The following is a 20,989-nucleotide window of genomic DNA, read 5'->3' as shown; positions in this document are numbered from 1 at the left end:
ACGGTTAATGCATTGCTACCAGAGAGCTACCTTACACTTATTGCCGCAGAACACTGCGAAGGCACGGAAGAATACTGATGCAACCAAATCATGTCAAATCGTGGCATTATCAGGATTATTAAAACAGCGGGATGACATCCCCATCCTTGACCATTATTACCTCTTTTGCCTTCCGAGCGCAGCCGCCCGGCATCTCTGGCGCCCTGTTCGCCCCGGAACTCGACAAAATCGTCGTAGGCAACGACCTCGGCGCGTATGAAACCCCGCTCAAAGTCGGTGTGAATCACGCCGGCCGCCTGGGGCGCCGTCGCACTGACAGAGATGGTCCAGGCCCGCACCTCTTTTTCACCTGCGGTGAAGTAGGTCTCCAGCCCCAGGAGATGATAGCCAGCCCGCACCACCCGATTCAGTCCCGGCTCATCCAGGCCCAAATCCGTCAGAAACGCCTCCCGGTCTTCCTCGTCCAGCTCTACAATCTCCGCTTCGATGGCAGCACAGACCGGCACCACATCGGCGCCCTCAGCTTCTGCAATCTCACGAACACTGTCCAGATGCGGATTGTTCTCGAAGCCCTCTTCATCGACGTTGGCGATGTAGAACACCGGCTTGATGGTGAGGAGAAACAGATCCCGCAGTTCCAGCAACTCATCGTCCGAAAGTGTCATGGTGCGTACCGCACTGCCTTCATCCAGGTGATCACGAACGCGCTCCAAGAGTGCCTTACGCGCCACTATTTTTTTATCTCCGGTCTTCGCCTGGCGGGCAGTCTTGTCCAACGCCTTCTCAACGGATTCGAGGTCGGCCAGCGCCAACTCTGTATTGATCACCTCAATATCCGCCAATGGGTTGATCTTACCGGCGACATGGACCACGTCGTCATTCTCAAAACAGCGCACGACTTGGGCGATGGCGTCGGTCTCGCGGATATTTGCCAGGAATTTATTTCCCAACCCTTCACCCTTGGAGGCTCCGGCAACCAGGCCGGCAATATCGACGAATTGCATTGTGGTGGGAAGAATGTTCTGCGGCTTGACGATTTCGGCAATCACATCGAGCCGTGAGTCAGGCAGCGGAACCACCCCTACATTGGGATCGATAGTGCAGAACGGATAGTTTTCCGCTGCAATAGTCGCTTTGGTCAGTGCATTGAAGAGGGTGGACTTGCCGACATTCGGCAGGCCCACGATGCCGCATTTAAATCCCATGGTCTGATATCCCGCTAAAAAATTGCGCCAAGGATACCGGAAAGATTCAACGGGTTTCCAGTCGGATTGAAATTACTGGATAGTGAACAAGGCGGAAAAGTTGGCAATTCTCAGGATATCCTGGATCGCTTCATTACCATTTACCAGCACCACACTGCCCGGTTTTTTGCTGCTATGCTCCCGCAACTGCAGCAACATCCCCATCGCGGAGCTGTCCATATATTCCGCATGGGAGAGATCCACGATATATTCTTTCTCACCTTTTGGCTGTTCTTTGTAGGCCTTGATGAAATCCTGGTGAGTTGAAAAATCAAACCTTCCGGCAACGCAATCGTCACCTTTGAACCGTCACTTGAAATAGACTTGCTGATCGACATATGTCCTCCTGTAACCCGGTCTAAGCTGCTTGGGGTCTTTTGAGTTTAAAAAGATTTTCAAAACGCGAGACGTTCAGAATCTGCTCGATATCATCATTGAAGCCAATGAGCGTAATATCCGCTTTAGGTCCACCCGCACGCTCGCGCAGCACCAGCAACATGCCCAAGGCGGAACTATCCATGTAGGAGGTATTCGACAGATCGATCTCAAAACGACAGAAAGGGGCATCCTCTTTCGTGTAGGCATCGCGAAAGCCCGCAAACTGCGAAAAATCAAACCGCCCCCCGATCGATATCCGGACAAGCCGTCCATCACCTGATTTTTTTGCAATAATCATAATAACTTTCCAACAAATACATCTGTCAGCCGGCGGACCTACTACTCGGCCCCACCAACATTAAAACAACTCCACCTCACCCTCATCCATGGATGTCTGATCCACCGGCTTATGTGCCTGTTCCTGCGAGAACTCTTCATGAACCATGACCCGCAACTGCCCCATTTTCACTGCAAATGTCTCAGCATTGCCAGCCGGATCCTGCATCATGCCATCAATGCTGGACTGTACACGCCTGAAAATCTCATTCAGTCGCTCAATATGGTGTTCGCTATAACCTACCAATTGCCGAACTATGTCTTCAAACTGCAGCGAGCGTACCGCGTCGCCCACCAGGTAGTTGATCCGGCCCGACATCTCGGAGACCTGAGAGAGATTCAAAGCCGTGCTTTCATTCATCTGGCCGATCTGCTCCATCATCTCATCAACCTTGGATTTGGACTGAATCGCAAAAGTCATATCCTTGGAGGCAAGCTTTGCCACCGATTCTTTGGCCTCGGAAATACTATCGCGTGAGCCGACAATGACCTCACGTATCTCTTCGTTGAAACGGTTCGAGCGCTGTGAGAGCTTGCGCACCTCGTCGGCCACCACCGCAAACCCGCGCCCAGCCTCTCCGGCACGAGCCGCTTCTATGGCGGCATTCAGCGCCAGCAGGTTGGTCTGATCGGCAATCATCTTGACATCGTCCAGCAGCGCATCGGCCTTATCCATCTGGGTTGCCATATCCTCGATGGTTTCCACCATATACATGGTGTTTTGGCTGATCTCCACAACATGAGTGACAAAAAACTGCAGAACCCTGTCCGTCTCCTGGGCAAATTCCGCAAAGGACACCTGCCCACTCTCATTTTCGATATTGTCCGCGACATTGGCCAGCATCGCATGAACCATGTCCAACTGGGCCTGGGATTGATCGTTTATGCCATTGAAACTGCTTTGCAGGGTACCGACGGCATCGCCAACCAGCGCTTGAATCTGGCTCAGCTCATGCTCCAGAAACCCCGTCAAACCACCGACGCCGGTTTGCAGATCATCCGCCAACCCCTGCATTTCTGCAGCAAATGCTGATCCACCTTCAGTTGCGCTCAGGGCTCGCGCCTTGTTCCGGTCATCTTGATAGAGCCGGTGGTGCTGTACCCCCCATAAGGCAATCAGCGTCAGAAGAGCACCCGCTTCAAACCAGCCTGAACCCAGCGCCAGTACGGCGACAAACAGCACTACGCTTGCCAGATAGGGTATCCAATGGGTTTTCAGATATTCAGCTTTCACTCTACAATGTCCAGTTTCAAAACATGCAACCCGTTGCAGCTGGTTTGACTTGCCGGGCTCTTTACCACTTATCGGCGAGACCGGAAAAAACCTTAGCCTCTTTTTGCTATCGTTCAGCAGAATATCATCCCGGACACTACTCTGAACTCAACTCCTGCAGGCGTTTGCCGATCTTATTTAACGAAAGAACTTCCTCCACAAAACCCCGCTTCACGGCCTCCCCCGGCATGCCCCAAACAACGCTCGTCCTCTCATCCTGTGCGATGGTTGGAGAGCCTGCCTGTCTCATCTCTCCCATCCCTGCAGCCCCGTCATCCCCCATACCGGTCAACATAACGGCAATGGCGTTGGCGCCGGCGTTCTGGGAAAGAGAGCGAAACATGACATCCACCGAGGGTTTGTGACGATTGACCGGAGGGCCATCGTTCAGCTTGCAGATATATCGCGCACCATCCCGCTGTATGATGAGATGGCGGTTACCCGGAGCGATATAGACATGTCCGGGCAGAACCTGTTGACCATTAGAGGCTTCGAGCACGGTCAGAGCAGTAATGCTGTTGACCCGCTGGGCAAACGGACCACTGAAGGCCTCGGGAATATGCTGTGATATCACGATACCCGGCATATCCGGCGGCAGATCACGCAGCACGTCCTTGATCGCCTCCGTGCCTCCGGTGGATGAACCGATACCGATGATTCTATCGGTGGTACGGAAATGTTTTTTCATCACAGGCTTGGAAAGCACTGCATCGGCACTCAATTTTTCGCTGACACTGATTTTTTTGGCTGGTCGCCGTTCCAGCGCCCGTACCCTGGCCTTGGCCGCCGTCTTGACTTTGCCGATGATCTCTTCCGCATACTCGGGCAACTCGTGAGCCACATCCAGTTTCGGCTTGGAAACGAAGTCCACTGCACCCGCCTCGAGTGCACGCAGCGTCACATCGGCACCTTGTTCTGTCAGGGTGGAGACCATCACCACCGGCATCGGACGCAGACGCATCAGATTGCCGAGAAATGTAACACCGTCCATGCGCGGCATCTCAACATCAAGCGTCAAAACGTCCGGGTTCAGCTTTTTGATCTTGTCACGTGCCACAAAAGGATCGGCGGCACTTCCGACCACTTCGATCCCAGGATCTTCACTCAGGATTGATGTCAACAACTGGCGCACCAGTGCTGAATCATCCACTACCAGAACCTTGATCATGATTTTTCTTCCATCACTACAGCCAAACCGTCTCGTTTGTAAACAGATCCCATTCATCACACATCAGAAAAGCTCCACCTCACCCATCACAGGTGCTTCTTCGATATCGTGCTGATAGGCAACCTCGCGCTTGACTACTGTATCGTTGTGCATATGTTTGAGTTTCTTTATTCTCACCCTGCCACTGGCGGGATAGAAAACGACCTTTCTGGGGTAGATATCACCGACATCCTCACCCAAAATATTTAACTGTTCCTGCGCAATATATTCGCGGATGAACCGAATGTTTTTCTCTCCAACATCGGACATTCCGCTGATAATCTTGCCACCTCCAAAGATCTTCACGGACAGATTGGGACGGTGCCCACCGTGACGCAAAATGTCATTGATCATATGCTCCATGGCGTAGTTCCCATACCGGGTGGATGTGCTCACAAGATCACTGCCCCCCCAGGAACCGCTGTCACTCAGAGGCAGCATGAAATGATTCATACCACCGATACCGAAAACAGTATCCCAAATACACGCCGACACGCAGGAACCCAGTACTGTGGTGATGATCTCGTCATTGGTCGTCACATAATATTCTCCCGGCAGAATCTTGGCCGCCGGCATCTTATGATTTCGATCCCAATACCGGTTGATCGCCTCAAACCCCGGCAGAGAATTGGTCAGTTCCTTTTGCATCTTGTCCCTGCTATTTCACCTTTCGATAGATTGTCTTGCCTATCAATTCAAAACGATCTGTGAGTTTGAACAGTGATTCAGAGTGTCCAATAAAAAGATAGCCGCCCACTTTCAGGTTATCGGCATAACGCTCAATCAACTTAATCTTTGACTCCTTATCAAAATAGATAATTACGTTGCGGCAGAAGATCACATCCTGGGGCAAATCAATCGACCATTGCTGCATCAGGTTCAGTTGGCCAAACTCGATCAGTCTGCAAACCTCAGGCTTCAATCTCGCCTTGCCGCCATGCTCCCCTTTGCCCTTCTGAAACCAACGCCGCAGGCGCGCTTTGTCCAATCCATTTACCCTTTCCATCGGATAGACACCACTCGCAGCACGGGCAAGTACATTGGAGTCAATATCGGTAGCGAGTACTTTCACGTCCCATCCTGCAACCTGTGCCAGGACTTCATTCAAGGTAATGGAGAGTGAATAGGGTTCTTCGCCGGTAGAACAACCGGCAGACCAGATACGGATATTCCGCTCGGCGGAATTTTTCGCCAGCAATTCCGGAATCACTGTATTGGCAAGATATTCAAAGTGGTGGTTTTCGCGAAAAAATGCAGTGAGGTTGGTCGTGATGGAGTTGATCAACTCCACCATTTCATCTCCATCCTGGTTAGCACGAATCAGGTCGCAATATTCACTGAAGGTTGCCATCCCCAGTTTACGTACCCGCCGCGATAGCCGAGAATAGAACATATCGAATTTATCATCGGAGACAACTATGCCGGTACGCTGGTTCGTAATGCCGCGCAAAAACTCAAAGTCCGTACGGGTAAACTCAAACTCTCTGTCGCGCATTATTGTTTGGTCCTTCATCAATGTAGAGAGCATATGGATTGCCGGTTCCGCTACGCTTGAACCGGCCTACGATATCTTGGTCAACAGATCATTGGCGCTTTAAAACAGCTCGATATCAACGTCTTCTGCCTTATGCATCGCCTCAATCCCTATCTGTAGCGCCTGTTCTATGGTGGCCCCTGACAACAAGGCGTCAAACATCTCCTGTTCTTCACGCATGCTGTAGCGCGCCCTGATTTTCCCTTGCAGACCGCTCCACTCACTGGGGTTATAGAGTCTGTCCTGATCACCCACCAACTCCCCCAACGCCTCAAGTGCATGGTTCACATGGGAGAGCCGCTGCGAAAGTTTATCGTAAAACTGGAATGCCATGATGCTTGCCTGCATCTTGGCTGATACATCCGCCCCTTCCTGCTCGATTATGGCTATCACCCCGGCATTTTCATCCCGGCACTGTAACTGACCGGCGGTCTGCGCAATGGCACTCACACTGGTGATCATCGAGGTAAAAGAGTCACTGAGTGTTTGAATCGATTCCTCGCCCTCCCGCATCGCCATATCGATCTGTGCAACTGCAAGATTAATCATACGCATTGTTTCCCGCACCTGACTCCAATCAAGATCAGGTTGCTTCGCCGTCGATGGCGCTATTGATGTGTTATTCATCAGGTTTCTCCAATCCCCAGCTATTCATGCCGCCTGTTTTATTGACAGATTCAAGACTTCAGCCAACCCCAACAATTCAGCTGCGGATTGCAGCTTCTCAGCTGTTGCGACCCACTTCACTTCGATATGTTGATTCACTGCCTCTTTAACGAAGGTACATAACAGTTGAATGCCTGCACCATCCACCTGGTCGAGTTCCCCTGCATTCAAGGTCACAGTGCCGCCCAGCTCAAGCAATCGTCTTAATGTTTCCAGCATACCGGCCACATCCTGAATGGTCAGGCTTTCGCCCAATGTCACAACATTCTCTTTGGCATCAAGTACTGTTGCTTCAACGGCAGGGGAAGTAGTATTCAATCCCGCCCTGTCATCCGCCGGCTCCGCTGACGTTTCCATTCCCTGAAGTGGGTCATGATTCATCACCGGGTCACTACTTTTTTTCCGTGTCGTCATTGCATGGTTCTCCTCTCGACTACATCCTGTGCGAGTAAGTTGAATTCTTTTGCCGAGCGACTTGAACCTCTGTATTCAAAGATCGTCCGCCCCGCGCCTGGGCACTCTGCCATCACCGCCGCCTCACGAATCGGCGTCGCCAACACGCGTCCCGGAAAATGTTCAAGCACTTTTGCCTGTACCTCTTTGGCAAGCCGCCGACGCGGAATCAAACGACTCAGCTCAATCCACTGCTGCAGGGGTTTTTCCAAAAAGGGCTCAAATTTTTTCAGTGTCGCCATCATTTTTGCCAGCCCGTTGAGAGAGATATAGTCTCCACTGACCGGTATCAACACCTCATCTGCCGCAAATACTGCATTCGCCACCAACATCCCGGAAGAGGGTGGGCAGTCATAAAGCACGAAGGCCTGATCCTGCAGCTTTCCCTGCAGCGCAGTCTGTAACAAGCGCGCGCGCGCTGCACCGCCTTCGTGCAACTCTTCCACTTTGTGCAACCTGTTTCCCGCAGGTATCAATGTCACCAGATCCCTGGCACTGACTCGGACGGATTCGATATCCAACCCATCCAGAAGTACTTGGTCGATACCTTTTGAAGGTGGCCGGAAGATACCGAAACTCGCAGCCAGCTGACCCTGCGGATCCAGATCGATCACAGTGACACGATGCCCGAGCAGGGCCAGTGCATGCCCCAGATTGGCGGTAATCGTGGTCTTTCCCACCCCACCTTTCTGGTTGATGACTGCAATCCTGCGCATGAATCAAAACACTCCTATCCCATCTTTTCGCCTTCACGGCACAAAACTCAACCGACATTCACCGGCAATCCCAACTCGTCAGGATTAAAGAGCTTGTCGACATCCAGCAGCACAACCATGCGCTCACCCTGGATGACCATGCCTGTGATGTATTTTGTATTGATGTGGGCACCCAGATCAGGCGCGGCTCGTACATCATCTCCCGGCACATCGAGCACATCTGAAACACCGTCAACAACAATGCCGACAAAGTTCTGCCCGCGCTCACTCTCCACAGTCAATACAATGGTTACCGTAGTCGGTGTATATTCGGCATGATCAAGCTTGAGACGGGTTCGCAGATCGATAATCGGCACAATCTCTCCGCGCAGATCCAGCACACCTTTTACATAGTCCGGCGTATCGGGAAGCGGACGCACCGTCTCCCAACCCTTGATCTCCTGCACCCGCAGGATGTCCACACCATAATCCTCTCCACCGAGCGTGAAGCTGAGATACTGACCACCCACTCCGGCAGATGTTTCTGCTTCACTCACTATTGTTTCAGCCGGGGTCATTTCACTCTCCTGATAACCTTTTGTGTCGATCGATCAACCATCCACTTGATCCTCTACCTGTTTGAGTAGATGCACGATCTGTTGTGATAGCGGCCCGATGCCACTATAGGCTTCTTCAGCCTCAACCACGGATCCGGCATTCTTCAGCGATACCACACCCTTGATGATGCCGTGCATCTCTTCATGCAACCGTTCCATCTCCTGCATCTGATGAATATGGCCATACTCTGCCATGGCAAAACCGTAGAGCCATTTTCCCAGCGCGCAATCACGATGGGATACCGCCTCATCATTGCTCATGCTTTTATTGCCATCGAGAAACTCCCGTAGCCGCATTTTCCATGAGAGGTGAGCCGCTCTGGCTGCATGAAAGTCGAAGTCGGCATGATTCACGCTGTGAGTTACCTCTTCCTGCGCTTTAATATCGAGGTTGAAGAAATTCATCAGACCATCCATCTCCTGGGCCTTATCCCTCATGGATGAGGCAGCGGCAGAGGTCTGTTCCGCCAGCGCGGCATTCTGCTGAGTCATCTCATCCATGCTGGTCACCGTCTGGTTGACCTGATCTATACCCGTCGCCTGCTCCTGACTCGAGGCGGCAATCTCCGAAACGATGTCTCCCACCTTCTTGACGCCGATAACGATCTCACCAAGGGTCTTACCGGATTCATTGACCAACTCAGAACCGACTTGTACTTTGTGCGCGCTGTCCTGAATCAACGCCTTGATCTCTTTAGCGGCAGTCGCACTGCGGCCGGCAAGGTTACGCACCTCGGTGGCGACCACGGCAAAACCCCGTCCCTGTTCACCTGCCCTGGCTGCCTCGACAGAGGCATTCAGCGCCAGCAGATTGGTTTGGAAAGCGATCTCGTCGATCACGCCGATAATCTCAGCAATCCTGTTGCTGGCCTCATTGATTTCATCCATTGCCGACACTGCCCGCTGTACCACCTCACCACCTTTCTCTGCGGTTTTTCCGGCGCTTTCTGCAAGCTGGTTTGCCTGCTGGGCATTGTCAGCATTGTTACGTACAGTGCCAGTCAACTCTTCCATACTGGAGGCGGTCTCTTCGAGACTGCTGGCCTGTTGCTCGGTACGGCTGGAGAGGCTGTTATTACCTGATGAAATTTCACCTGAAGCCGTTCGCACCACATCCATCGAATCCCGCAGCTCTGTAATTATGCTGCGCAGATTTTCCATGGTCTCATTGACGTTATCCTTCACCTCTCCAAAAGTGCCACTGTATTGGCTATTGATCCGCTCACTCAGATCTCCGTTGGAGACCCGCTGCATCGTCACGGCAACATCATTGAAGACACTGCTGATCTGGTCGATCAAAGCATTGATGCCCTGCCCCAGATGCTTGAAAAAACCCGTCTTGTTTTCCAGTTTGACCCGTTGCGACAAGTCACCATGCAGGGTGGCGGCCACGATATTCTCCAGCTCATCCTCGACTGCCACCTCTTCGGTACGATCACTCCACTCCACCGCCGTACCCAGACGCTTACCATCTTCCGCGATAACCGGATTGGCCACGATACGCATGGTGCGGCCACCCACCACCAACTCTGACTGATGAGTCTGGGAGAGGGTTGCAAGCATCTTCGCCTGGTGCCCGGGGTGTTTGTGGAATGCATCGATACTGGCGCCCATCAAACGATCGGCATCGAACTCCGTAAGATCTTTGCGGATATCCTCTTCCGCCTCTTTAAACAGCGTCTTGACTGCTTTGTTCATATAGAAGATGTTGCGATCGTTATCGGCCATCATCACGCAGCTGGAGACATTATCCAGCGCAGTTTCGATACGGGCGGCGCTGTCGGCCCGTTCACGCGCTTCGTTCACGTCATAGCCCAGCTTCGTCTGCATCGACTTGATGCCACGATAGAGATCCCCAATCTCATCCCCGCGACGAAGTTCGATATCATCGGCATAGTGTCCCTCAGCGATGCGTCGCAAATAGCCCTGTGAGGCCTGTAACGGTTTCAGCACGCCACGCTGCAGGGCCAGATAGAAAAACAGCGCCAGGATTACGAAGCCTGCCGGCGGCATGGCCGATGAAATGAACTTGCCGAAACCGATGGTCTCTCCCAACGTCCGGGTGCGGGCAGTCGTCATCTTTTCATATGCGGCATTGAGTAGACCGAAACCCTCCAGCGCAGGTTTATCGCTGACCTTCACCACCTTGTCGATGGCGCCGGCAGACGCCTGCCCCACCACCATCGGTTGAATCTTGTCGAGCATAACCCGATAGTTATCCGCAACACTGCGAATAGCTGCCAACGCCGTACGCTCATCCTCCGTCAGCCCTTTCAAGCGGCCATACTGATCCAGCGCGACTAGCAGAGACTGATGGTTGGTTTTGAAACGATCCGCATACTTCTGCGCACCCCGAAGCACATAGTTCTTGAAGTTGTGGATCGCCCCGCCATAACCAAACTGGGACTTCATCTCCGATAACAGAGACTGTCTTTCGGCGACCTCTGTCTGATATCCGTGCCACTGCGCTTCAGCCTCATGCATCGGTAACCAGGCAACCAGGCCGGACAGCAGAAAACTGAGCGCCATAAACACCATCACCAGATAGAACTTCTTCAGCAACGGCAGGTTAAACAGCGACTTGAACTTGCGAACCAAAAATCCGTCACCCTTGAAGGAGCCACCGTTGATCGCGGCATAGAGTGACTCGGCACCCCGCACCTCGTCCTGAGTGGGTTTGGTGCGCACCGACATATACTCTTTGACTTGCCCATGCTCAAAGATTGGAATCACATTGGCCTTTACCCAATAGTGGTCGCCGTTCTTAGCACGGTTTTTTACGATACCGGTCCAGGGTCTTCCAGCCTGTATGGTTACCCATAGATCCTGGAACGCTGCGGCAGGCACATCGGGATGGCGGATGATATTGTGGTTCTTGCCGATCAATTCGGCTTCACTGAACCCCGCCATCTCCACAAATGCACTGTCGGCATAGGTGATCATGCCCTTGAGATCGGTCCTGGAGACGATAATCATATCGTCTGGCATGGGGATCTCTTTTCCGGTATTCGGTTCGTTTATCTTCATTCAGCTGATTCTCTCAACAGGTAATTCCCATACCCACACAATCAGAACTCTTCCCACTCATCCCCTTCACCCTGCGCTACCGGAGTGATTGGGGTAACGCTGCTGGCCGCTGCCTGCGCTGCAGGTTTAACACTCGGTACAGGCTTGGGTGCTGGCGTCGCTCTCCTAACCACAGCCACAGGTTTCGTGCGTGCTGTCGGCTCTCTTGCGGCAGTCATACGGCGGCCGCCACTCACCTTGAAGAAGTTCATCATGCCATCCATATCCTGAGCCTTTTCGCTCATGGAGGCGGCAGCCGCCGAAGTCTGTTCTGCCAGGGCAGCGTTTTGCTGGGTCACTTCATCCATACTGGTGACCGCCTGATTAACCTGATCGATGCCCGCAGACTGTTCCTGGCTGGCGGCGGCGATCTCGGAGATGATGTCGCCCACTTTCTTCACGCTGGTAACGATCTCCTGCAGGGTCTCACCCGACTCATTCACCAGTTCCGCGCCGTTCTTCACCTTGCCCGCACTGTCCTGAATCAACTCTTTGATCTCTTTCGCCGCCGTGGCACTGCGGCCTGCAAGATTGCGCACTTCGGTGGCGACCACGGCAAACCCCCTGCCCTGCTCACCCGCACGGGCCGCCTCGACTGAGGCATTCAGGGCCAGCAGATTGGTCTGGAAGGCGATCTCGTCGATGACACCGATGATCTCGGCAATCTTGTTGCTTGAGGTATTGATGGCATCCATTGCCTGCACTGCACGACTTACCACATCGCCGCCATGTTCGGCCGTCTGCCTGGCACTGCTTGCCAGCTGGTTCGCCTGCTGGGCGTTATCGGCGTTGTTACGTACAGTACTCGTCAGCTCTTCCATGCTGGAGGCCGTCTCTTCCAGACTGCTCGCCTGCTGTTCGGTACGCGCCGACAGATTGTTGTTGCCGGAAGAGATCTCTCCTGCAGCCGTGGTGATGACATCGGCGGACTCCCGCAGTTTGACAACCGTCTCCTCCAGATTGGCGATGGTCTCATTGACGTTGTTTTTCACCTCACCATAAGTACCGGCGTAATCACGGCGGATGGGGTTGGTCAGATCACCCGCAGCCATGCTCTGCATGGCGCTGGCAATATCACCAAAAACATCACTGGTAGCCTCGATCAGTTCATTGATACCCCGCCCCAGATCCGCAAAGAAACCGCTCTTGCCCTCCATGGAGATACGTTGTGTAAGGTCGCCCTCTTTGGCGGCCATCACGATACTGTCGATCTCTTTTTCAACCTTCAGCTCTTCGGTAATCTCTATCCACTGGGTTACACGCCCCTGATAATCTCCATCGCTATCATTAATCGGACTGGTGATCAGTTTGAAGTTATGACCCCAGGCATCGAAACGGCTGGTGCGGGTATCGGTCAACTGGCTCCGATACATCTCCGCCAGAGTTTCATCGGGAAAGAAATCGGCCAGGCTGGTACCGATTAAATCATCTGTATTAAACGATTTGCCCTGACTGCTGAGATTCTCACCCAGCTGGTCAAACTGAGCATGGGCCGTCCTGTTCATAAAGATCAGTGTGTTATTTTTGTCCGAAACAGTGATACTGGTTGAGCTGTTATCGAGCGCCGTCTTGATGCGCAGATTCTCGGTAGCAGCCTCCACCACCTCATGCAGGTCGTAACCCAGGCGAGACTGCATCGTCAACATGGAGTTGAGCAGATAGCCTGTCTCGTCATTACGTTCGATGACAACGTCGTTGTCGTATTCACCATAGGCGATGCTACGTGCAATCTCCGCTGCATGGCGGATCGGCCTGGCTATCGAACGGGCAATCAGCCATGCAATCAGCAGACCGGACAATAGCGCAATGACACCCAGGACCAACGCCTGGTTGCGGATCGTTGTCATCTGATCGAGAAATTGCGACCGGTCCATGGCGATCTCGAGGATACCGATCGTGTTATTGGAGTAGTCCGCCACGGGGCCAAACAGCACTGCCAATGGCTTGCCCTGATAGTCGAGTTGCCTGGAGATCGATTCACCCCCCAATACTTGCTTCACCTCAGCATCAGTGACTTGCAGGGGTTCACCCAGGGTTGAGGCGAACTTGTCCATCTTGCCGTTTCGATCGAGATAGAGCGCCACATCCACACCATTCTTCACCTTGAAGGCATCAAAGAAAGGTTGACCGAACGACATGCCAAACTCGACAGAACCGGTATGTTTGTCACCATCAAACATAGGAACAACGCCCCGGATGCCAAGACCGGCCACGCCGACTTCCAGACCGGTAATGACACTTCGGTCGTTATTGGTCTTAACCACCGTATGGCGGAACGAGGAGAGATCATCGCCAAACTTCTCGGGTTTATGGATACGCACAAAGGAGAGAGCTGGCGGATTGTGGAACTGGAATTGGCGTACACCGTAGTCGGTACGCAGTTTGAGATAGGCGCTGCGGAACAGCTCCAGCAGACGATCACGGTTTTGTTCAGCGAAGGCTTTCTGAGCCTCCGGCATGTTCGCCACCAGCGTCGCCATCGCAGTAGCCAATCGACTCTCAGCCGCCAGCCCATCGGTAACACTCTGATAGACCTTGGCGAGTTCCCGGTTTTCTGCCTGATCAACGATATTTGAGACACCCCAAAGACCGCCAGCGACCAACACACCGACAATGACGGAAGTCAGCAGTGCAATCGCCACACTCAAACGCATGACAATGGAAGCGTCCCGCAGTTTGGAGTACCAACGACTCAAACGCCTCTTTTTCAAAGAGGCCTTGCCTGCATTGATATCGCGATAGAGTGTCTCGGCCCCGGCAACCTGCTCACGGGTTGGTTTGGTACGCACTGACATGTACTCGACGACCTGACCATTTTTGACCACCGGCGATACGGTCGCCTTGACCCAGTAGAAATCGCCGTTTTTGCAGCGATTCTTAACGATTCCCACCCAGGGCTTGTCCTGCTTTACCGTGAACCAGAGATCTTCGAAGGCCTCTGGCGGCATATCGGGATGGCGCACCACATTGTGGTTTTTACCAATCAGTTCATGTTCTTCAAATCCGCTGATCTCTATGAACGCCCTGTTGGCGTAAGTCAAGATACCTTTTAGATTAGTACGGGATGCCAGGATGGAACCATCCTTCATCACATTCTCGTTATTTGTCACTGGCTGGTTAATCTTCACTGTCTATCTCCCGCTATATCCGTGACCCGCTTCAAGCGGCGTCCTCATTCTCTGATTCTGTCTGTTGACCCTGGTTGAGTAACTTGTCCACATCCAGGAGCATGATCATCTTGTCGTCGGCATCCGCCAGACCGGAGATATAATCGGTTGCAATGCCGCCGCCGAATTCCGGTGTATTGCGGATGCGGTCTCTCTGGGTACTGAGGACATCGGAGACCTCATCCACCACCACGCCCATATTGCGCTCACCTCTATCGTTCTTTACCCGTAGCACGATGACCACGGTATTTTTATTGTAGGGACGCACCTCCATCCCCAATCGCTGCCGCATGTCGAAGATCGGGACAATGGAGCCACGCATATTGACCACGCCCTTTACATATTCTGGCGAGTTGGGAATGCGGGTAGCCGCTTCCCATCCGCGAATCTCCTGCACCCGCAGGATATCGACACCGTAGTCCTCTTCACCGAGTCGGAAGGTCAGGTACTCATCGCCCTGGCTCTCCAGTGCCGCTTCAATCTTTGCTTGAGGTTCATTCATCTCAATGTCTCTCTATCAGGCAGTCTGTTTCGCTGCGCTGTCCGCGCCGGTCTCGGACGCCAAACGCAGCAGGCCGGGGATATCCAGGATCAGGGCCACCGAACCGTCACCAAGGATGGTCGCACCGGAGATACCATCCACACGCTGGTAGTTGGCCTCCAGAGATTTGATCACCACCTGCTGCTGTCCAAGCAGGTCATCCACGAAGAGGCCGCAGTGACGGCCATCACCTTCCACAACCACCAACAGTCCCTCTTCCAAACTTGAGGCATTGGGGTTTTCGATACCGAAAAGTTTATGCAGGCGCAGGATAGGCAGAAACTCGTCCCGCAGTTTGAAGGTCTCGCCCTTGCCCGCCACCCGGTTGATCTGATCCGCCTTCACCTGGATCGATTCGATAATGGAGACCAGGGGCACGATGTAGGTCTCATCCGCCACGGTAACGGTCTGGCCATCGAGAATGGCCAGCGTCAGCGGCAGACGAATAATGATTGCGGAGCCCTTGCCGGGATCGGACTCGATCTCGATGTTGCCCCCCAGTTCATTGATGTTTCTGCGCACCACATCCATGCCGACACCACGGCCGGAGACATCGCTCACCACGTCTGCGGTGGAGAAGCCTGCGGCAAAGATCAACTCATATATCTGCTGATCGGTGAGGTTGTGATCTTCATCGATGATCTCTTTTTCGATCGCCTTCTCTTCGATCTTGTCACGATTCAGGCCTTGGCCATCGTCGCGGATCTCGATGACGATATTGCCCCCTTTATGGGAGGCGCTGAGATTGATAGTTCCGGTCTCCGGCTTACCTGCGGCAAGCCGCTCTTCGGGCATCTCGATGCCGTGATCGAGGCTGTTACGCACCAGATGCACCAGCGGATCACCGATCTTTTCGATCACCGTCTTGTCCACCTCGGTGTTCTCGCCGGTCATCTTCAGTTCGATCTTCTTGCCAAGTTTGCTGCTCAGATCATGCACCAACCGGGGAAAGCGGCTGAAGGTGAAACTGATGGGCAACATGCGCACCTGCATCACACTCTCCTGCAATTCACGGGTGTGACGCTCAAGCTGTGCCAGGCCGTCATTGAGACGTTCCAGCCTGTCCATTTCGAAATCCTCACCCAGCATGCTCAACATCGACTGGGTGATGACCAGTTCACCGACCATATTGATGAGGGCATCGATCTTGGAAATTTCGACACGAATGGAACCGCCGCCACTGCTGCCACCAGACTGACGACGATTATTGGTGCGGCGATCCTTACTGGAACGCCGATCTTTCTTACTACGTCGCTCCACCGGTGGTGGCGCTGCCTGCACGACTGGCGCCTCCGGTTCACTGGCTGCGGGCGCCGCTGTCGCAGAAACCGTTGCCACCTCAGGTTCACCCTCAGGCAGTATCGGCATAATAATCAATTCGCAATCATCCTCGACCCAGTCGAAGATATCGTCGATTGCCTGTTTCTCCACATCACCGTGAAGATGCAGATCCCAGGAGAGATAACTGTCTTCCGGCTCATAACTTGAGAGCGCCGGCAGGGCGCTGATGTCACCTTCGGACTTGAGATCACCCAGCTCCGCCAGTTCACGAATGATGCGCAGCGGATCGTTTCCGGTACGCAGCATATGGGGAAGGGGACGGAATACGATATGCCAGCCGATTGGCTTGATCTCGGCACCCTCAACCGGCTGCGCCGTCGCATCGGCTGCAGCGACATCTGTCGCAACCTCACCGGACTTGCCGTTGAGGATCTGTTCCAGTTCAGCCTTCTGCTCCTGAACCCTCTCCTCATCCACCTCACCGTCATCACTGGTGGCGGCCAACATGTCACGCAGCACATCCACCGACCGAAGCAAGACATCGACAGCCTCGGGGGTAACCGGACGGCGGCCATCCCGCATCTCGTCCAGCAGCGTCTCCATGATATGGGTGAAACTGGAGATATCGTTGAATCCGAAGGTGCCGCTGCCTCCCTTGATGGAATGAGCGGCACGGAAGATCGAGTTGATCTCCTCATCATCTACGGTTCCCGGATCCATATTAAGCAACCCGGACTCCATGATATCGAGGCCTTCAAAACTCTCTTCGAAGAAGACCTGATGGAATTGCGCCATGTCTATTGACATGAAAACCCCTCCCGCTTGTTGACGGTGATTACTGACACGGGCGCTTAGCCCAATACCTTCTTAACCGTCGCAAGCAACTGATCCGGATTGAAAGGCTTGACGATCCAACCCGTCGCCCCCGCCATCTTTCCCTGCTGTTTTTTATCGTTTCCTGACTCGGTGGTCAGCATCAAAAGAGGCGTGAATTTGAAAGCCGGCAGGCCCCTAAGCTCCTTGATCAGGCTGATTCCATCCATGTTTGGCATGTTGACGTCCGTAATAACGAGATTGAAGCTCTGGCCTTTGGCTTTGCTCAAGGCATCGACACCATCGACCGCTTCAACAACATCAAATCCTGCACCTTTCAAGGTAAAGGACACCATCTGGCGCATGGAGGCCGAATCATCAACTGCAAGAATGCTTGCCATGCTGTTTCTCCTGGATAGGCATAAAAATTTTCCGGGTTACCTTGAATTACCTTTATTTCCGGCAATTTAGGACAGAAATCCGTCCCGGCAACACCTTGGGTTCATGCAGGCTATCGGCCTGGGAAGATCTTTCTTTAGGAGGATATTGAAAAGTTTTTTCAGCTGCCGGTGGACGAAAACGGCTCGCTGCGTCCTTCGAAGGAAGGGGAAAGAATCCGGGGGGGGGCTGGCTTTTTAGCACATGTCAGACGCAGGCCGGATCAAGCGGAGCGGATCGGGCATTCAGGATTTGGCAGAGTATTTAGGATTGCCGGTTCCGCTGCGCTTGAACCAGCCTTCTACAGTTTCTATTGCGATGCCGGGGGAAACACTCTCGACTCCCGATCGGAAAACTCCTGCGCTATCCGTTGAAACTCATCCTGCAGATGTTCAAACGCATCCACCGCCGCTGGATCGAAATGGGCGCCACGCTCCTGCAGAATGATTTCCACCGCAGACTCATGGGAATATGGCGCTTTATATATCCGGCGACTGATCAGCGCATCGTAGACATCCGCCAGCGCCATAAGGCGTCCAGCCACCGGAATATCATCCCCTCGCAACCCTGCCGGATAACCACTGCCGTCCCAATGTTCATGATGTGTCAGCGCAATCTCTCTGGCCACCCGCAGAAAGCTGGAACTGCCCAACTCCTCTTCGGCCCGTAACAGGGCGTCATAGCCATATTGGGAGTGGCGCTTCATCTCCTCCCACTCATCGGGATCGAGCGAGGTGGGCTTGAGCAGAATCCGGTCCGGCACACCGACCTTACCGATATCGTGCAATGGCGCCGACTTGAACAGCAGGTCAATGGTCGCGTCATTGAGATGCGCCCGAAATCTGGGATGATCCTTGAGATACTCTGAAAGCAGTCGTATATAGTGCTGGGTACGACGAATGTGGTTGCCTGTTTCGTTGTCCCGTGTCTCCGCCAGGGAGGCCATGCAGAAGATAGCCACATCCTGGGTTCGGGAGATCTCCATGGTGCGTTCGCGGATACGCTGTTCCAACACCTGGTTTTGATTCTCCAGCACATGACGCGCTTGGGCGAGTGCCAGATGGGTCTTGACCCTTGAGCGCACGATCGGCGGACTCATAGGCTTGGTGATGTAATCCACAGCGCCCAGCTCGAACCCCCGGATCTCGTCATCCACCTCACCTTTTACGGTAAGAAAGACCACTGGGATGTTGGCCGTTCGTTCGTCAGCCTTGAGGCGGTGGCAGACCTCGTAACCGTCCATCTGCGGCATGAGTACATCGAGCAAAATAAGATCGGGGGGAGTGGCGCTGCCAGCCCGTTTCAGCGCCTGCTCACCATCTTTGGCAATCGAGAGCCGATACTCTCCATTCAACAGGTTTACCAGCACATCGAGGTAGAAACTCTCGTCGTCAACGATCAGAATTCTGGGTTTTGACTCACTCACTCTACTCGCTCTCTGTGTAAAGGGATCTCCAACCATCCAGCGATCTGGTTCAAGGTAACCAGTGCCTCATCGAATTCATAGTCATCGATCTGCCCGCGCAGTGAATCGATCTGTCTCGCTATCTCCGGCTCTGTGCGGGCAAAGGCTGCCATTGGCTGCAACAACAGACCCGCTTCCGAATCCCCCTCTTGCAGCAGACGGAACATTTTCCGCAGTATACCCCCTATCTCTGAGATGGAGATAAATCCTTTTTCCTGCCCGGCCTCAATCTCCTGCCCCGCCTTCTCCCACTGACTCACGCAAGAAGCCAACCCTTCAAAAACCGTATTGGCGGACTCACACAACTGTTCAATGAGTGGTGGTTGATGCTGAATGTCATCCTGTCGAATCGACTCTTCCAGCTTCCTTGCCGCCCCCTGCAACTCTTTGGCGCCGATATTGCCTGCAACCCCCTGAAGGGTATGGACATAGCGTCTGGAGGAGACTGTGTCCCCAGCCTCCAGATAGTCAGTCAATACTTTGCAACATCGCTGGTACTTGCGCTGAAAATCTCCCAGGAGTTTGATGTATAAAACACGATTTCCGCCTACCCGTTGCAGCCCCCACGCCAGCTCGATACCCGGCAGCTGCTCGGGTAGGGTGATACCCTCGTCAGCACCGTCAGAGAACATTTCCTGTTGCTGCTGAACCTCACCATCGAGCCATCGCTTTAGCATCGCAAACAGCGCTTCCGGATTGATCGGCTTCGACAGATAGTCATCCATGCCTGCCGCCAGACAACGTTCGCGATCCCCAACCATTGCATGGGCTGTCATGGCAATGATCGGTAATTTCTCGAACTCCGGCTTGGCACGGATGGCGCTGGTCGCCGCATATCCATCCATCACAGGCATCTGCACATCCATAAAAACCAAATCAAAATCCGTCTCCTGCACCTGCTGAACAGCAACCGCACCATCTTCAGCAATCACCACCAGCAGTCCAAAACTCTCCAGCAATTCCCTCGCCACCTGCTGATTGATGCTGTTGTCCTCTACCAGCAGCACCTTGCCTTTGAGTCGTTTGACCTCAGATGCAATCGAAGATCTGACGCGCAGCCCCCCCGCTCATTGCGAAATACCGACACAATGGTGTCGAAAAACGTGGAGGGGTTGATGGGTTTGATCAGCACGCCATCGAAGCCGATCATTTCCGCTTGCTGCAACACCTCTTCCCGCCCAAAGGCGGTAATCAGGATAAAACGCGGCTGCTCTATCAACTCCAGATGATTTTTTATATGACGCGTCGCATCGATGCCATTGATTTCCGGCATTCGCCAATCCATCACCACGAGATCGTATGGGAGCGGCTCCGGCAACTCCCGTGCACCGGCTTCCAGCAGTCTCTCATAGGCCGCCGCTGCCGATCCCACGACATCCACGTCGAATGAGAACGAGGCCAGCATCTCCCGCAGGATATTCTGTGCCGCCGGGTTGTCATCCACCAGCAAAACCCGCATGTTGCGCAGATCCGGGTCGGGTTCAAATAACCGGCTTGAAACTCCCTCCTGGCGACCAAAATCGAGTATGAACTGGAATCGGCTACCTGCATCCACCTTGCTCTCGACAGAGATATCGCCCCCCATCAGACCAACCAGCTGCCGGCAGATGCTCAACCCCAGGCCAGTGCCTCCATGCTCCCGAGTGGTTGAACTGTCCGCCTGCACAAAGGCATCAAACAGATGAGGAATGCGTTCCTCATCTATACCTATGCCTGTATCGGTAACGGAGAATCTCAGCCGCAGATGTTTGCGGTGTTGCTTCACCAGTTCCACGCCGACAATCACCTCTCCCTGACGGGTGAACTTGATTGCGT

General features: G+C 53.5%; 17 protein-coding genes and 2 pseudogenes. All 19 read right to left on the bottom strand.

The window, feature by feature from the left end:
• Positions 1-118 precede the first annotated feature (118 nt).
• A pseudogene (gene ychF, locus G9Q73_RS13925) lies at positions 119-1,205 on the bottom strand (redox-regulated ATPase YchF).
• A gap of 72 nt (positions 1,206-1,277) precedes the next feature.
• Positions 1,278-1,493, bottom strand: a complete 216-nt coding sequence (locus tag G9Q73_RS19745) for an STAS domain-containing protein (RefSeq protein WP_369408960.1) — start codon at positions 1,491-1,493, stop codon at positions 1,278-1,280.
• A gap of 109 nt (positions 1,494-1,602) precedes the next feature.
• Positions 1,603-1,920, bottom strand: coding sequence for an STAS domain-containing protein (locus G9Q73_RS13915; protein WP_218649964.1), 318 nt, complete (start codon positions 1,918-1,920; stop codon positions 1,603-1,605).
• A gap of 423 nt (positions 1,921-2,343) precedes the next feature.
• Positions 2,344-2,610: pseudogene (locus G9Q73_RS20730) on the bottom strand (methyl-accepting chemotaxis protein); the annotation flags it as partial.
• A gap of 718 nt (positions 2,611-3,328) precedes the next feature.
• The gene (locus G9Q73_RS13905) at positions 3,329-4,399 is read right to left on the bottom strand and encodes a protein-glutamate methylesterase/protein-glutamine glutaminase (RefSeq protein ID WP_177420306.1); all 1,071 of its coding nucleotides are present in this window, start codon (positions 4,397-4,399) and stop codon (positions 3,329-3,331) included.
• 63 nt (positions 4,400-4,462) lie between these two features.
• Positions 4,463-5,086 (bottom strand): chemoreceptor glutamine deamidase CheD, encoded by a 624-nt coding sequence (gene cheD, locus G9Q73_RS13900; protein WP_177420305.1) that lies wholly within the window; start codon positions 5,084-5,086, stop codon positions 4,463-4,465.
• A 10-nt stretch (positions 5,087-5,096) separates the two neighbouring features.
• Positions 5,097-5,933 carry a CheR family methyltransferase gene (locus G9Q73_RS13895; protein WP_177420304.1) on the bottom strand — a complete coding sequence of 279 codons (837 nt, stop codon included), beginning with the start codon at positions 5,931-5,933 and terminating at the stop codon, positions 5,097-5,099.
• Between the two features lie 99 nt (positions 5,934-6,032).
• Entirely contained in the window at positions 6,033-6,599 is a 567-nt protein-coding gene (locus G9Q73_RS13890) for a hypothetical protein (RefSeq protein ID WP_177420303.1), read from the bottom strand.
• A 24-nt stretch (positions 6,600-6,623) separates the two neighbouring features.
• Positions 6,624-7,052 (bottom strand): STAS domain-containing protein, encoded by a 429-nt coding sequence (locus G9Q73_RS13885; protein ID WP_177420302.1) that lies wholly within the window; start codon positions 7,050-7,052, stop codon positions 6,624-6,626.
• Entirely contained in the window at positions 7,049-7,807 is a 759-nt protein-coding gene (locus G9Q73_RS13880) for a ParA family protein (protein WP_177420301.1), read from the bottom strand. Before G9Q73_RS13880 ends, G9Q73_RS13885 begins: the two co-directional genes overlap by 4 nt.
• A gap of 47 nt (positions 7,808-7,854) precedes the next feature.
• Positions 7,855-8,364 (bottom strand): chemotaxis protein CheW, encoded by a 510-nt coding sequence (locus G9Q73_RS13875; RefSeq protein WP_218649963.1) that lies wholly within the window; start codon positions 8,362-8,364, stop codon positions 7,855-7,857.
• Positions 8,365-8,397: 33 nt separating this feature from the next.
• On the bottom strand, positions 8,398-11,430 hold the full coding sequence (locus G9Q73_RS13870) for a methyl-accepting chemotaxis protein (protein ID WP_177420300.1): 3,033 nt from the start codon (positions 11,428-11,430) through the stop codon (positions 8,398-8,400).
• Positions 11,431-11,471: 41 nt separating this feature from the next.
• Positions 11,472-14,597: a methyl-accepting chemotaxis protein gene (locus tag G9Q73_RS13865; RefSeq protein WP_177420299.1), complete on the bottom strand. Its 3,126-nt coding sequence runs from the start codon at positions 14,595-14,597 to the stop codon at positions 11,472-11,474.
• Between the two features lie 31 nt (positions 14,598-14,628).
• A complete protein-coding gene (locus G9Q73_RS13860) occupies positions 14,629-15,138 on the bottom strand; it encodes a chemotaxis protein CheW (RefSeq protein WP_177420298.1) in 510 nt (169 codons plus the stop codon).
• A 15-nt stretch (positions 15,139-15,153) separates the two neighbouring features.
• A complete protein-coding gene (locus G9Q73_RS13855; protein WP_177420297.1) occupies positions 15,154-17,265 on the bottom strand; it encodes a chemotaxis protein CheA in 2,112 nt (703 codons plus the stop codon).
• Between the two features lie 44 nt (positions 17,266-17,309).
• Positions 17,310-17,672, bottom strand: a complete 363-nt coding sequence (locus G9Q73_RS13850; RefSeq protein ID WP_177420296.1) for a response regulator — start codon at positions 17,670-17,672, stop codon at positions 17,310-17,312.
• Positions 17,673-18,019: 347 nt separating this feature from the next.
• Positions 18,020-19,135, bottom strand: a complete 1,116-nt coding sequence (locus G9Q73_RS13845) for a response regulator (protein ID WP_369408899.1) — start codon at positions 19,133-19,135, stop codon at positions 18,020-18,022.
• Positions 19,132-20,181: a response regulator gene (locus G9Q73_RS13840; protein ID WP_177420294.1), complete on the bottom strand. Its 1,050-nt coding sequence runs from the start codon at positions 20,179-20,181 to the stop codon at positions 19,132-19,134. The genes G9Q73_RS13845 and G9Q73_RS13840 overlap by 4 nt, the downstream gene beginning before the upstream one ends.
• Positions 20,169-20,984: an ATP-binding protein gene (locus G9Q73_RS20540; RefSeq protein ID WP_369408959.1), complete on the bottom strand. Its 816-nt coding sequence runs from the start codon at positions 20,982-20,984 to the stop codon at positions 20,169-20,171. The genes G9Q73_RS13840 and G9Q73_RS20540 overlap by 13 nt, the downstream gene beginning before the upstream one ends.
• Positions 20,985-20,989 lie beyond the last annotated feature (5 nt).

This window comes from endosymbiont of Lamellibrachia barhami (genome assembly GCF_011947365.2).
Lineage (GTDB): Bacteria > Pseudomonadota > Gammaproteobacteria > Chromatiales > Chromatiaceae > QGON01.
Note: the sequence above shows the minus strand (reverse complement) of the source record. Positions and strands in the feature narration are given on the sequence as shown.

Excerpts from the sequence above, each read along its gene's own strand:
- G9Q73_RS13875 (WP_218649963.1), bottom strand. The coding sequence starts at position 8,364 with ATGACCCCGGCTGAAACAATAGTGAGTGAAGCAGAAACATCTGCCGGA.
- G9Q73_RS13860 (WP_177420298.1), bottom strand. The coding sequence starts at position 15,138 with ATGAATGAACCTCAAGCAAAGATTGAAGCGGCACTGGAGAGCCAGGGC.
- cheD (WP_177420305.1), bottom strand. The coding sequence starts at position 5,086 with ATGCAAAAGGAACTGACCAATTCTCTGCCGGGGTTTGAGGCGATCAAC.
- G9Q73_RS13880 (WP_177420301.1), bottom strand. The coding sequence starts at position 7,807 with ATGCGCAGGATTGCAGTCATCAACCAGAAAGGTGGGGTGGGAAAGACC.
- G9Q73_RS13855 (WP_177420297.1), bottom strand. The coding sequence starts at position 17,265 with ATGTCAATAGACATGGCGCAATTCCATCAGGTCTTCTTCGAAGAGAGT.
- G9Q73_RS13870 (WP_177420300.1), bottom strand. The coding sequence starts at position 11,430 with ATGAAGATAAACGAACCGAATACCGGAAAAGAGATCCCCATGCCAGAC.
- G9Q73_RS13905 (WP_177420306.1), bottom strand. The coding sequence starts at position 4,399 with ATGATCAAGGTTCTGGTAGTGGATGATTCAGCACTGGTGCGCCAGTTG.
- G9Q73_RS13850 (WP_177420296.1), bottom strand. The coding sequence starts at position 17,672 with ATGGCAAGCATTCTTGCAGTTGATGATTCGGCCTCCATGCGCCAGATG.
- G9Q73_RS13885 (WP_177420302.1), bottom strand. The coding sequence starts at position 7,052 with ATGACGACACGGAAAAAAAGTAGTGACCCGGTGATGAATCATGACCCA.
- G9Q73_RS13895 (WP_177420304.1), bottom strand. The coding sequence starts at position 5,933 with ATGCGCGACAGAGAGTTTGAGTTTACCCGTACGGACTTTGAGTTTTTG.
- G9Q73_RS13890 (WP_177420303.1), bottom strand. The coding sequence starts at position 6,599 with ATGAATAACACATCAATAGCGCCATCGACGGCGAAGCAACCTGATCTT.
- G9Q73_RS13915 (WP_218649964.1), bottom strand. The coding sequence starts at position 1,920 with ATGATTATTGCAAAAAAATCAGGTGATGGACGGCTTGTCCGGATATCG.